Genomic DNA, 12188 nt, shown 5'->3' with positions numbered 1-12188 from the left:
TGAACTGATCCAGACGCCGGAAGGTCCGAAGGTAGTCCGACGGGTCGAGCGCCGTCGGGTTCGAGACCTCGACTGAGTAGTAGACGCTTGGGCGGCCTCTGGCCGGGTCGCCACGGGGCCCTTGACCGTCGCAAGTCGGTTGAGGGCCCCTCCGGCGTTCGTGGATGGGGGCGTACCGGCCGTGGGTGGCGAGGACTACGCTCGCGAGCCATGACATCGCCTCGCTTGCCCCAGGTCACGAGTCTCGCGCATGAGATCAACGACGTTCCGCACCGGCTGGCGGTCGTCTTCGTCGCCAGCGACGCGACGGAGTCCTCCGATGACCCCGGGGTGGAGTTCTTCGCGGGTTGGGCCGTCGCGATCGTGGTCGTGGAGACGGGCGATGTGCTCGCGTGGGACGGGTGGTACGCGCTCGGGCCCGATGACGGGCCGCTGCCGCTCGCTCCGCTTCGCGACGTCGACTGGGGTGACTGGGACGACATGCCCTCGAAGATGCTCGTCAACAAGACGAGGCCGTGGCTTGCCGGGCCGGTGGCGGACTGGCTGCTGCCGACGTTCTCGGTCGCTCGGGAGGCCGCGGACCTCTTCCGTACCCACTTCGACAGCGAGGACTCGCGTGAGAGCAACCGGTCGTTTCGCGACTCGTCCGTGGTTGCTTATCTGCCGCTCGTCGATGAGGACGTCATGACGACCGAGGTTGCCCGTCTGGCCTCCCGGTCGCGCTTCGGGGACGGCGGCGCTCTTGCGACGCTGGAGGCGGCGCTTCGTGGCCTGGACACGCGCGGCGGTGAGGGCTAGGGGGCGGGACCGCATCACCAGCGCACCCGGCCCTGCGCGCTCAGGGTGCGAGGGCCGGGTGCCGCTCCGGGTGAACGGTGCGTGACGTTAGCGCGTGTCGCGCCGTAGTCGTCGGAGGCGCGCTGCATCATGGCAGCCGGGACCGGACAATCCGTCCAACGGACAGTCGGCCCCTCGCTGCGTCTCCGGGGGTGGCACTTCGGACGTTAGTCGCCACGAGGGTCCGCGCGCGAGATATCGAGTCTCGCGTGTCGCTGGCTGAGACTCGGCCCCAGAGAGGGCAGCCATGCCCGCGATTCTCATCTCGTACGACCTCAATACGCCGGGCCAGAAGTACGACCGGCTCTACGAGGCAATCAAGAAGCAGGGAGCCTGGCTCCACCTGCTTGACTCAGCCTGGATCGTCTCGGGTCCGACGCTGACCGCGCAGCGCGTCTACGACGCCCTGCGTCCCATGATCGACACGAACGACCACATCTTCTGCGTGAACATCTCGGGTGCCTCCCGTCAGGGTTGGCTGCCGAAGACGTCGTGGAACTGGATCAACCAGAACGTCTGATGACGTGCGGCGGCCGCACTTCCTCGCGAGGTGCGGCCGCTCCGCGACGGCCGCACGGGGGCGTGCATTGTTGGCCACCTTCAAACCCGCGCGCATAGCGAGGCGCTATGCCGCTTCGGTGGGGAAGAGGGTGGGGGAGGGGGAGTCGCCCCCCACCCCTGGCCTGCTGAGTCTTCGCCTGCCTCAGAGAAACCGGAGACAAATCCCTGAAGGCCGAACGGCGGGCAGCCCGTGTGCGGGTAGGCGGGCCGTCGGCCCGGGCCTCGTGCGGCGGTCCTCGGCCTAGGCGCTCAGCCCGGACTGCGCCGAGGCGGGGCGTCTCTCCGGGCCGAGGGACGCCCGAGGCGAGACGCTCACGTGCGGATCACATCGACCGGACCGCCGATGATCTGCGGCGCGAGGTGAGCCAGTGCGACGACGGCCAGGGCGGTGAACTCGGCACGCGGAGCACCGAACTCGGACGCAACCGTGGCGGCGTCGCCGACGGCTTCCCGGTCGCCGGGTGCCACCGCGACGAGGGCAACGAGCGCGGCACCCGCGCGGACAATCTGCTCCTCGGTGGCGGCAGAGCAGAAGGTGGGGGCTGCCTGGCGAGCGGCGTGCACATAGCGCCGGACTGCGGCCTTCGCGGCGCGAGATTCGGTGCGGCGGGTGAGTCGCGGGTGGCGGGTCATGTCGGTTCCTTCGGTGCGGATGGGGTCGTGGCGGTAGTGCGGACGAGGCGACCATCTGCGGTCAGGCGCGAGCCCCGCGGGGTCTGGCTCATGCGGATGCCGTGGGCGTGAGCGTCGCCGGAGCGGGCAGGACCGCGCCGGGAGAGACGCGCCGAACGATTGTCGACTTGCGATCGAGCACCCTCGGAAGAAGGCCGTGGCCGACCGGCATCATGAGGCGGGTCGGGATGCCCGCGTCGTCGAGCATGCTCACCTCGACGTGCTCGGCTGGAAGCGGCGCGCGCGGCGCCGGGAGCGGACGGTCGAAGATCGGGTCGTGGGTGGTCGTCGCTTGAGCTCCTTATTGCCGCGTGGTGGCGGGTCGACGGGACACGTGAGGAGTCGTGCGTCGCTGGCCGGTCCGTTGCCGGCGTCGGACTTCACCGCCACGGCGCGCGACCGCTGAGCCCCGGGGCGCGGGCGGGACGTCTTCTTCCGGCGCCTGCGAGTCGGCTCATGGGCGGCGGGGGGCGTGTGGGGCGCGAAGAGACGCCCCCCGCTGTAGTTGCTCAAGAGAGAGGACTCCTTGAAGAACAACTAGAGGGGGCGTCCTTTCACGCCCCTCGCGCCCCCCGCGGCGTTGCCCGCGGCTCGCCGTGCCACTCGGCGAGGGCGTCGGCTAGGCGCAGGTCTGCTGCCGCGACGACCGCGTGCGCCAGGTCGCGGGCGCGTTCGGCCTCGGCTACCGCGCCGCGGACGCCGAGGCGGCTCTCGTCGAGGGCGACTGCGACCGTCGGGTCTGAGCGTTCGCCGCTCCCGTGTCGACCGAGCGCGGCGTCCTCGCGGGACATTCGCGGGCGGAGCGCGCCGAGCCATTCCACTTCGCGCGCGTCGTCGAGGCGGTGGGACAGGTCGCGGGCGGCTAGCACGACGCCTCCGAGAGCGGTGCGAGCGGTGTCGGCGGTCGTCATGGTGGGCCTCTCTGGTGGGTGTGTGTTCGCGCGGAAACGACGGAAAGGCCCGGTCTCCGGGAGCCGTGTGGGACTGCCGGAGGCCGGGCCTCAGGGTGTGCTCGGCCTTCGCTCGACGGCGGCCAGGAGACGACGCGGAGCGAGGCGGGCGGGATGCGTCGACGCAGGTTGACCCAGGCCCCAGGCGGACGCGCTCACGCGAGGTCTCGCAGGCCTCGGGTGAGGATGCCGTCACGGCCGGGCTACCAATCCGGCCTACGGACTCACCGGTCCGCGGAAGGAACGCGGTTGGCCGGTGCACCGACGGGCGCGCTCCACGGCACGCGTCGGGGTCTATCAGGTCATGCGAGGGTGAAGCGGATGGCTGCGCCTCCCTCGACGAGGTTGGCCGTGCCGGTCGCCGCGTCGTAGACCGGCAGGGGGAGCGCTGCTGCGCCGACGAAGGCCGACACCAGTGCGGTCGTGGCCGCGATCGTCGAGTCGAAGGTTTCGAGGTAGCGCAGCGCGAAGCCGCCCTTGTCGTCCTTGACGCTCGCACCGTACGGCGCGCCGTCCGGGACCTGCGGTGCCTTGACCGCGAGGGCGAAGGCGCGCTTCGGGGCCGCGACGACGATGTCGTCGGGGTTGACCATCCGGTCGGTTTCGACAACCCGGACCTTGCGGATCGCGTCGCTGTCCTCCAGGAGGCCGGAGTCCAGAGCCTTCGCGTACGCGGCGGTGCCGAGGAAGGCCACGATTTCGTCGCTCGTCGCGACTCCATTTCCGCGCAGGACGGAGCGGGCTGCGGTGATCGCGGACGGCAGGGTCGCGCTGGTGTAGGTGATCGCCGATGAGAGCGCGACGCCGTTCACGAGCGAGGCGACCTGCGCTTCGCACGCCTCGGCGACTGCGCCGGTCAGAGGCAGGAGGACCGAGCGGGCGAAATCTGTGATGCCGAGCGAACGCTCTGCCTCGCCGATGACGGCGCGGGCGTGGGCCTCCTGGAGGGTGACCGGGACGCTCTGCTCCTGAAGGTCGCTCGCTGGGATCGCGGTGCCGTAGGCGTCCGCGGCTCGAAGGGTTGCCTTCGCGGCGGCGGGGATGACGACCTGAGCGGTGTGGCCGGTGCCGCGGCTGTACTCGGCCTCGATGTCTCGGTAGACCTCGTTCGAGAGGACGAAGCCCTTCGTAGCGAGACTGACGGCGACGGCGGCGACGTCAGTCGCCTTGAAAGTGTTGCTCATGGTTGGGGCTCCTAGCCCTAGAGGGATGAGTGGGGAGCCGCTACTAGCGGGGCTGACCGCGCTCGCGCGCCTGGCGCGGCGAGGGTTGCCGGGTCGTGCTGGGCCCGCCAACGCACTACGCGGCGGGGGTCATGCGGCCGCGAACGGCGCTCGGGCGGCACTACCGCTCTGGACGCTCGCAGGCGAGGGGCGCTGCTGGTCGGCGAGCCCCCTGGAAGAGGAGTCGGGTGTGAAGAGAGCAGATGTTGCCGCCGACAATGGATTCGATCGCGTCGGTTGCCCGCGCACGCCGGTTGGGGGCGGAAGGGGCGTGAAGTCACGCCCCTCCTAGTTCTCTCTCAAGAGCGCGCGCTCTCGTACAAGGAACAGGTAGGGGCGTGTTCTTACGCCCCTTCCGCCCCTAGGTGGCCCCGTCGGTTGCCCACCGGCTACGACGTCTGCCCGGCAAGGTAGTCAGGCGTTCCGTCGGCGTCGGTGCGCCAGCGAATAGTCGCGCGTTCCGGGTCGAGGCGACCGGTTCGGCCGCGGACGCCTGGCGAGACGATTACCGCGTCGAGGGCATTCATGAGGTGCGTTCTGCGCGCCGCGACGTCCTCGTCGAGTCGCCTCCAGACGTCCCCGTACGTCTCACCTGTTTCCTCGAAGGTGACCTCCATCGGCGCCGCCGCCGCCTCCGCCTTGAGCGCACGGACACGGGTTCGCAGGAGCCGTAGACGAGCGCTGAGCGCATCCGCGGCATCGTCAGTGAGCGAGTCGTCGGCGAGGAGCGCACTCGTGTGCCGAAGGGCCTCCTCGGACTCGACCAGCGCAACGGCGACAGGCTCGCGCTCGACGGTCCGAACGACAGGGAAGCGACCGACGACCGAGAGGAAGCGATCTGCGACGAACTCCTCCAGTCGTTCGGCCGTCACCGATGCGGCCGCGGCGCACGGACGGCCGTTCGACCTCGACGAGCAGCGATAGGCGGGCTTGCCGTTTTGCTGTTGGCGCACGTAGAGCGCCGACCCGCACCCGGCGCAGAGGGCGATTCCGGACAAGAGCCGGGAGCGCGCCCCTCGCGCTCTCGTCATGGCTGGCTTTCGCGCGGCGGTGCGCTCGTCGAGCGCAGCGCGCGTCGCGTGCCAGAGGTCGAGAGGGATCGCGGGCGGGTAGACCTGGCGCGGCACGCCTTCGGGATCGCGGAGCACCTCACCGCCGACGGAGACGCGACCCACGATCGCCGAACCGGTGAGCACCTGGCGGACGGCCTGGAGTGACCACGACTTCGCGCGCCGGGGGCGGCAAGTCGTCGAGTTGAGCCACGCGACAACGGCATAGATGGACTCGCCGCCCACGACGCGCTCGGCCGCCTCGACCATGAACGGAGCCTCCGACGGCGCGGGAACGAGCGCACGCCCGGGGCCGTGGGGATTCGGCGCGCTCTCGTAGCCGAACGGGGCCGGGCCGCCCGTCCATCGACCGGCAGCGCGGTTGGAGGCGATCGCGGATCGCACGCGAGCGGCCGTGTTGTTCGACTCGATGCGCGCGAACGTCGCGAGGATCGGGGCGAGAACCTCCCACGCCGTCGTGCCGGATCGAAGGCCGTCCTGGAGGGCGACGAAGGTAGCGCCAGGACGGGCATCGAGGACGTCGAGAAGTGGGACGAGGCCGCGGATGCCCTCGCGGGAGAAGCGGTCGAACTTCCAGACCGCGAGAACATCCACGTCCCCGGCGCCGAGTGCGTCGACGGCTGCGGCGGCGTTGGCCCTCGCCGTGCGGCCGGAGACTCCGTCATCTACATAGATGGTCGCGATGTCCCACTCCTCGCGCTCGGCAAGAGCGCGAAGGTCCCGCTCCTGACGCTCGATCGACGTCGACTCTTCGTCGCCCGCCACGGACAGGCGGAGGTACAGCGCTGCGCGCGGTCGGGCGGTGCGTGTGGGTGCGGGCATGGCGTGCTCCTGCGGTCGTTGGGTACGACTACGGAGTAGGGCGTAGCCGCCCCGGCTGTTGCCCCTCGTGTGCCAATAGCCGATGCGGGCGTGCCCGCCATGTGCACGCTCCACGCCAACTCGGCTCGCGAGGCGCTCGTGAAGCTGTGCACGCTGCCGCTGCTCGCGGGCGAGAACGTGTCGGACCGGTTCGTCGTGCCGACGGTCGCGTCCGCGGTCGACCTCGTCGTGCACCTCGACCTCGACTCGGCCGGTCGGCGGGGTGTCCGCGAGGTCGTCGCCGTGCCCGGGCGCGTCGAGCAGGGTGTCGTCGAGACCGCGGACGTCTTCACGTCGCGCGGTGGCCACCTGGTGCGCGCCGACGGCTTCCCGCCGCACCCCGAGCGGTTCGCCCGGCTCGGCGTCGACCTGGCCGCGCTGCTGCGCGCCCGCGGCTGAGGCGTCTGGACTGTGGACGGGTGCGGCGACACGGCACGGGCCTCCTCTAGGTTCGCCGTGAATCGGACGAATCGGGCAGGGGGTCGAGTGGCGACGGGACGCAGGACGTCGGCCGCTCCCGCACCGGTCCGGACGCCGGGCCCCGGGGTCGGGTGACGCGCGATGGGTGTGGTGGTCGGGCTCCTGCTGGGGGCGGGTCTGGCGTGCATCTGGTGGTCGTGCTGGGCACCCACCCCGGGCGCCGCGTCGCGCGCGGACGGCTGGAGCACCCGGACGCAGGACGCGCTGGTCCAGGCGGGCATGCCGGGCGTGACGCCCGCGGGACTCGTGGTCACGAGCGGTGCGGTCGGCCTCGTCGGCCTCGTCCTCGGGCTCGCGCTCACGCGCGTGCCGTCGATGGCGCTGTGCCTCGGCGTGTTCCTCGCGCTCGCACCGTCCGCCGTGGTCCGGGGGCGTGCGCGTCGCCGACGGGCGCGCCTGCGGGCGCTGTGGCCCGAGGTCGTCGACCACCTCGCGTCGGGCATCCGCGCGGGACTCGCGCTCCCGGAGGCCGTCGCCCAGCTCGGCGAGCGCGGCCCGGTCGAGCTGCGCGCACCGTTCGCCGCGTTCGCGGAGGACTACCGTGCGACCGGGCGGTTCGGTGACAGCCTCGACGCGCTCAAGGCGCGGCTCGCCGACCCCGTCGCGGACAGGATCGTCGAGGCGCTGCGCATGACGCGCGACGTCGGCGGGACGGACCTCGGTCGCCTCCTGCGCACGCTGTCGACGTTCCTGCGCGAGGACGTGCGCACGCGGGGCGAGCTCGAGGCGCGGCAGAGCTGGACGATCAACGCCGCCCGGCTCGCCGCCGCAGCACCCTGGCTCGTGCTCGGCCTCCTCGCCACGCGCACCGAGGCGGCGCAGGCGTACGACTCGACCGCGGGGCTGCTCGTGCTCGCCGCCGGTGCGGTGAGCACGGTCGTCGCGTACGGGCTCATGCTGCGCATCGCCCGGCTGCCTGACGACCCCCGGGTGCTGCGGTGAACCCCGTGACCGCGGGCGGCCTGGCCGGGCTGCTCGGGAGCCTCGGCATCCTGCTCGTCGTCGCGCGGCTGCGCGCCCGCCGGATCCGGCTCGACCAGCGACTGGCGCCGTACCTGCGCCCGCAGCGGGCCTCCTCCGCGCTGCTGCTGCGGACGCCCACGCCGGGTGGTGCGGTCGCGACGCTCGAACGGATGGCCGCACCGCTCATGCACGACGCGGTGCGGATCGTCGAGCGCGTCGGCTCACCGGCGGCCGACCTCCGACGCCGCCTCGCGCGCGCGGGACGCGACGAGACCGTCGAGCAGTTCCGCGCCGGCCAGGTCGTGTGGGGTGTGCTCGCCGTCGCGGGCGGGCTTGCCTTCGCCCTCGCGCTCGCGGCGACGCGGGGCACGTCCGTCGTCGTCCTCGTCGTGCTCGTCACCCTGTGCGGCGCGACCGGTGTGCTCGGCCGCGACTGGTTCCTGAGCCGTCAGGTCGCGCAGCGCGAGAGCCGGATGCTGCAGGAGATGCCCACGATCGCGGAGCTGCTCGCGCTCGCGGTCGGCGCGGGCGAGGGCGCGACGGGCGCGCTCGAGCGGGTCGTCCGCAGCACGCACGGCGAGCTGAGCGTCGAGCTCGAGCGCACGCTGGCCGACGCGCGCGCGGGAGCGCCCCTCACGAGCGCGCTCGACGGTCTCGCCGACCGCACCGGCCTGGCTGCGCTCGCCCGCTTCGCCGAGGGCGTCGCCGTCGCGGTCGAGCGCGGCACACCGCTCGCCGAGGTGCTGCGCGCGCAGGCCCACGCGCGACCGGTGTGAGGTCTCGTGACGTGCACGAATGGACCGGGGGTCAGCCTCCGCACGCCGGAGGCACGCCGGGTGCATAGGGCTCGGCATGGCGACCTCGACCGAGTTTGACGCGACGCTCCTCTGGCACGCGCGGCGGGTGGCCGCGATCCTGCCCGTCCCGTCCGAGCATCAGGCGCGCGCCACCGTCGCCCGACACATGTCCTACGCTCGCGCAATAGAGCAGGACGCCCGTGACACCGGCGATGCAGAGCGAGCCGCCGCGTAACGGAGGACCCCATGACGACTGACCTCGACGGGCGAGGCGAGGTGCCGGTCGTCATCTACGCCCGGGCCTCGCAGGACAGGGCCCTGCGTGGACGCTCGACCGCGTCGCAGATTAAGCGCGGCGAGGACGAGATCGACTACCGAAACGAACGCGGGGAGAGGTGGAGGCTGATCGCCCCGCCGTTCGTGGACGACAACCTGCCCGCGAGCGAGTACAGCAGCAAGACGCGCCCCGGCTGGCAGGCGGTCCTGTCTCTCATCGACTCGGGTCAGGTCCGCGTTCTCATCATCAACGAGGCATCCCGCGCCTCGCGGTCCGACGCAGAGCAGGCCGAACTCATCGCGTCGGTCCGCGCCAGGCGCGTGCACTTGTGTGTGGGCGGCGAGGTCTACGACCTGAACGACGCCAATGACCGCATCAAGATGCGCGGCGCGATGACTGCCGCGGCCGACGAGGTGGATCGGCTGAGCGCTCGCGTCACGCGTGGCAAGAAGGCCGAAGCCAGCGACGGCAGGCCGGGCGGCGAGATCCCTTTCGGGTACGTCCGCGCGTACTCCGACCAGGATGGCACCCCGCTCAACGTGATCGACGAGAAGGGGACCGCTGAGGTAGTCCGTCGGATGGTCGCGCTGGTGCTGAACGAGGGGCTGAGCGCAGGGCAGGTGGCCCGTCGGCTCAACGCGGACGGCGTCCCACTACCGAAGGCGGCCAGGGTCGCGAAGAAGGCTGAGAAGGCCGCGGCGGAGGGCCGACCAATCCCCACCTCACGCGGCTGGTCGCCTCAGGCCGTGCGCCGGGTACTTCAAGGTCCGGCGCAGCGCGGACTGCGAAAGCACCAGCGGGAACCTGGTGGCCCGGTGACCCTCTATGACGCTCAGTGGGACGCGATCATCGACGCCGAGACAGCGGAGCGCATCGACGTCGCGATCGCGGTCCAGAAGGCAACGCACAACGGAAACACCCGCGAGGCGAGATTTCTGTTGTCCTTCGTCGCGCAGTGCGGTTCGTGCGGGCGGCACGTCGGACACCGCACGTACCACGGCGACAAGCACGCCTACCACTGCCTCGTCAACGGCGGTGCGAGCACGGCCGGGCACGTCTTCATCTCCCCGATGGAGACGGTGGACCGCTACGTCGGCTCGATCGTCGCCGAGCACTACGCCCGTCCCGAGGTGCGAGCCGTCCACGAGCGCCAGCGCGCAGCGGTGGAGGAGTCGGAGCGAGTAAGCCCCCAGGCACTGCGCGAGCAGATCCGCGAGGCAGAGGCCAACCTCGCGACGTTTGCCGAGCGCGCGGCTGCCGATCCGGAACTCCTCGTTGGGTACTCCGCGCTGGCACGGGCTACGGACAAGCAGATGTCGCAGTGGCGAGCGCAAATCGCTCGCGCCGAGGCCGACCGGGCGACACCGCCGCCGACGGAGTACCAGCTCGCGCTCGCCGACGATCCGCACGCGGCGTGGGACGCCATGAGCCTCGCGCAGCAGCGTGCCGAACTGCGCGCGAGTTGGCGCATCACGCTCCATCCCGCGGGAGCTGACGGGCGCAAGAGGTCCCGCGGCGGCGTCTTCGACTTCTCGCGAGTAACCGTCGAACGGACCGGTCTGTAGCCCCGAGGGCGCAGGAGGCCCGTAGAGCGCCTGAATGCGCGTGGACGGGTGATTGGGCGTGTGAGGCGTCGAACGGCGCGCAGGGGCCCAGGACGTGTGCGAGACAGGCCGAATCAAAGGGGCGCTCTGCCGCTGTGGCGCTCAGAAGGGCCGCTCTGGAGCCTCGTGGGCAAGGAATATGTCGGCGAACCGAGGGGCGTCCGGCTGGAGCCGTCGGAGTTCCCGCAAGAGGGGCTGAGCCTCTAGCCAGCCGAGCACGATCGCAGGATGGTCGAGCACGCTGTCTCGGCCACCGCTGCGGCGGATCTGCTCGCGACGTTCCGCGGAACTGCGCCGATAGAGCTCCGTCGCGTGCTCGATGAGGTGGCGGACGACAGCCCGACGTTGCCGCGGCGTCATCGCGCGCAGCAGCCGTACCCGCCCTTGGGAGTCCTCCCAGACCCGGTCTTGTCCAAGCAGGTCGAGCGTGTCCACCGTCAGATCCTCCTGCGCGGGCCGAAGGGGCGAAGCGTGAGAAGCACGAGGCCGTGCTCACCCATCACGAACGTGCCGTCGACGGTCAAGTCTTGATGCCCAGACTGCGACGAGCGCGGCGTTACCGACTGCCGCGGGTTCGACGGAGCCTGCGTCCCAGCGCGAGGCGAGCGCGCTTCGCTACGCCGTTGGCGGATCAGTGCTGCGAGCCGCTCTGCCTCAGCCCGAGCCGCTTCCTCCGCAGCGAGCCGGTCGCGCTCCGCTTGCGCCGCCGCGTGCGACTCCGCGACCGCCTGAACGGCGGGCGGAAGTGAGCCACGGGCAGTGCGAAGTGCCATGACGGAGACCCCGGCGCCGAGCTGTGATGCCGCGGTCTCAACTGCGCTCACAGCGGAGGTCAACGTCTCCCGCACTGCATCGTCGGCGAGCGGAGCTGCGTCGAGCGCAGCCCGTGCCGCGGTGGTCTGCGAGAGGGCGTCGACTCTCGCAGCCTCGTGGGCGGACGCAGTCGCGTGGACGGCTACGACGGCTCGCACGCTGGCGTAGATGGCGGCGTCTGCCTCGGCCGCCGCGACCGCGGCGAGGACCGCGCCGCGATCGGGCTCGTTGACGGGCGTCTCGTAGCACGCGGCGACGAGCGCCAGCGCGACGCCACTGGCGACGCAGGCTGCGCGGATCGCGACTCGACGGGTGCTCACGCCAGTCGGTGGGCGCACAGTGGGGCTCGGGCACCGTGGCGTCAGGCCGGTGTGAGGGCCACGAGGCGCATGCGTCCGCCGGTCGGGTAGCAGGTCTGGACGAGCACCAACCCGTCCAAACCTGCGGCGGCTTCGTACGAGTCGCCCTTGCGGACGTCGCGCGCGTCGGTGACGACGTACGTCGCTCCGTCGACGAGGACACGATCGCCGAGCTGGAGGTCGAGGATCGGGAGCCCGCCGCACTCGCGATGGACCGGGAGGTACGTCTTGCCGTCCACCGGCTCGAACCAGCGCGTCAGGCCGCCCGTGCAGGCATCCACGGCGTCCTGACCGCCGGAGTTGGCGACCCACGTCGTCCACTCGACGGCGCTGGCAGCACCGCGCGTCGCCTCCGGGTGGGCGGCGATGCGGGCGGCCTCAACAGCAGCGGCCTCCCCGGCGGCCTGCTCGGCGGCGACGCGCGCCGCCTCGATGTGGGCGAGGCGCTCAGCCTCCTGGCGCTCGGCTTTGGTTCGGGCGGACTCGACGGAGGGCGAGTCGATCGTGACCTTGATCGACTCCCGGGACGGGACCGCGAGCGAGTCGGCGATGGTCGGGGCAAGTGCGACTCCGGTCGCCAGAGCGACGACGACGGCGAGGCGGCCCATGCGAGCGGAGGTGGTGGTCATGCCGGTTGGTCGGCCCCGCGCCCGTCTTTCGCACCGCGCGAGAAACAGCGAGAGGCCCCCACCGCGGGCTGCGATAGGGGCCTCTCGCTGGA

At 71.7% G+C, this 12188-nt stretch carries 13 protein-coding genes and 1 pseudogene; 6 read left to right on the top strand and 8 right to left on the bottom strand.

Translation table 11 applies throughout. From position 1 onward, the window contains the following. The first annotated feature begins 210 nt into the window (after window positions 1-210). Window positions 211-798: a hypothetical protein gene (locus tag OMK64_RS01905; RefSeq protein WP_272726267.1), complete on the top strand. Its 588-nt coding sequence runs from the start codon at window positions 211-213 to the stop codon at window positions 796-798. A gap of 286 nt (window positions 799-1084) precedes the next feature. Beyond that, window positions 1085-1357, top strand: a complete 273-nt coding sequence (locus OMK64_RS01900) for a hypothetical protein (RefSeq protein ID WP_272726266.1) — start codon at window positions 1085-1087, stop codon at window positions 1355-1357. Between the two features lie 353 nt (window positions 1358-1710). On the opposite strand, the gene OMK64_RS01895 is transcribed toward OMK64_RS01900, so the two are convergent. From OMK64_RS01895 to OMK64_RS01875, 5 genes are all read right to left on the bottom strand, one after another. Further along, complete coding sequence (locus OMK64_RS01895; RefSeq protein WP_272726265.1) at window positions 1711-2031, bottom strand: hypothetical protein; 321 nt, start codon at window positions 2029-2031, stop codon at window positions 1711-1713. Window positions 2032-2119: 88 nt separating this feature from the next. Then, complete coding sequence (locus tag OMK64_RS01890) at window positions 2120-2284, bottom strand: hypothetical protein (protein WP_272726264.1); 165 nt, start codon at window positions 2282-2284, stop codon at window positions 2120-2122. 340 nt (window positions 2285-2624) lie between these two features. Then, the gene (locus tag OMK64_RS01885; RefSeq protein WP_272726263.1) at window positions 2625-2981 is read right to left on the bottom strand and encodes a DUF7169 domain-containing protein; all 357 of its coding nucleotides are present in this window, start codon (window positions 2979-2981) and stop codon (window positions 2625-2627) included. Window positions 2982-3322: 341 nt separating this feature from the next. Then, a complete protein-coding gene (locus OMK64_RS01880) occupies window positions 3323-4204 on the bottom strand; it encodes a hypothetical protein (protein ID WP_272726262.1) in 882 nt (293 codons plus the stop codon). Window positions 4205-4632: 428 nt separating this feature from the next. After that, the gene (locus tag OMK64_RS01875; protein WP_272726261.1) at window positions 4633-6135 is read right to left on the bottom strand and encodes a recombinase family protein; all 1503 of its coding nucleotides are present in this window, start codon (window positions 6133-6135) and stop codon (window positions 4633-4635) included. 81 nt (window positions 6136-6216) lie between these two features. Here OMK64_RS01875 and OMK64_RS01870 point away from each other — a divergent pair. The 4 genes and pseudogenes from OMK64_RS01870 to OMK64_RS01855 form a co-directional block, all read left to right on the top strand. Then, window positions 6217-6573: pseudogene (locus OMK64_RS01870) on the top strand (P-loop NTPase family protein); the annotation flags it as partial. Between the two features lie 162 nt (window positions 6574-6735). Next, on the top strand, window positions 6736-7596 hold the full coding sequence (locus tag OMK64_RS01865) for a type II secretion system F family protein (RefSeq protein WP_272726260.1): 861 nt from the start codon (window positions 6736-6738) through the stop codon (window positions 7594-7596). After that, window positions 7593-8393 carry a type II secretion system F family protein gene (locus OMK64_RS01860; RefSeq protein WP_272726259.1) on the top strand — a complete coding sequence of 267 codons (801 nt, stop codon included), beginning with the start codon at window positions 7593-7595 and terminating at the stop codon, window positions 8391-8393. Before OMK64_RS01865 ends, OMK64_RS01860 begins: the two co-directional genes overlap by 4 nt. Window positions 8394-8660: 267 nt before the next feature. Further along, window positions 8661-10256 carry a recombinase family protein gene (locus tag OMK64_RS01855; RefSeq protein WP_272726258.1) on the top strand — a complete coding sequence of 532 codons (1596 nt, stop codon included), beginning with the start codon at window positions 8661-8663 and terminating at the stop codon, window positions 10254-10256. A gap of 141 nt (window positions 10257-10397) precedes the next feature. Here the strand turns inward: OMK64_RS01855 and OMK64_RS01850 are convergent, their stop codons facing one another. Genes OMK64_RS01850 through OMK64_RS01840 form a run of 3 tightly spaced genes read right to left on the bottom strand, consistent with a single transcriptional unit; the run spans window position 10398 to window position 12096 of the window. Further along, window positions 10398-10730, bottom strand: coding sequence for a hypothetical protein (locus tag OMK64_RS01850; protein ID WP_272726257.1), 333 nt, complete (start codon window positions 10728-10730; stop codon window positions 10398-10400). A 2-nt stretch (window positions 10731-10732) separates the two neighbouring features. Next, window positions 10733-11428 (bottom strand): hypothetical protein, encoded by a 696-nt coding sequence (locus OMK64_RS01845; protein WP_272726255.1) that lies wholly within the window; start codon window positions 11426-11428, stop codon window positions 10733-10735. 41 nt (window positions 11429-11469) lie between these two features. After that, window positions 11470-12096 (bottom strand): sortase family protein, encoded by a 627-nt coding sequence (locus OMK64_RS01840; RefSeq protein WP_272726253.1) that lies wholly within the window; start codon window positions 12094-12096, stop codon window positions 11470-11472. Window positions 12097-12188: the final 92 nt, after the last annotated feature.

It is taken from the genome of Cellulomonas fimi (assembly GCF_028527925.1).
Classification (GTDB): Bacteria; Actinomycetota; Actinomycetes; order Actinomycetales; family Cellulomonadaceae; genus Cellulomonas; species Cellulomonas fimi_C.
This window is presented reverse-complemented; position numbering and strand designations above follow the sequence as displayed.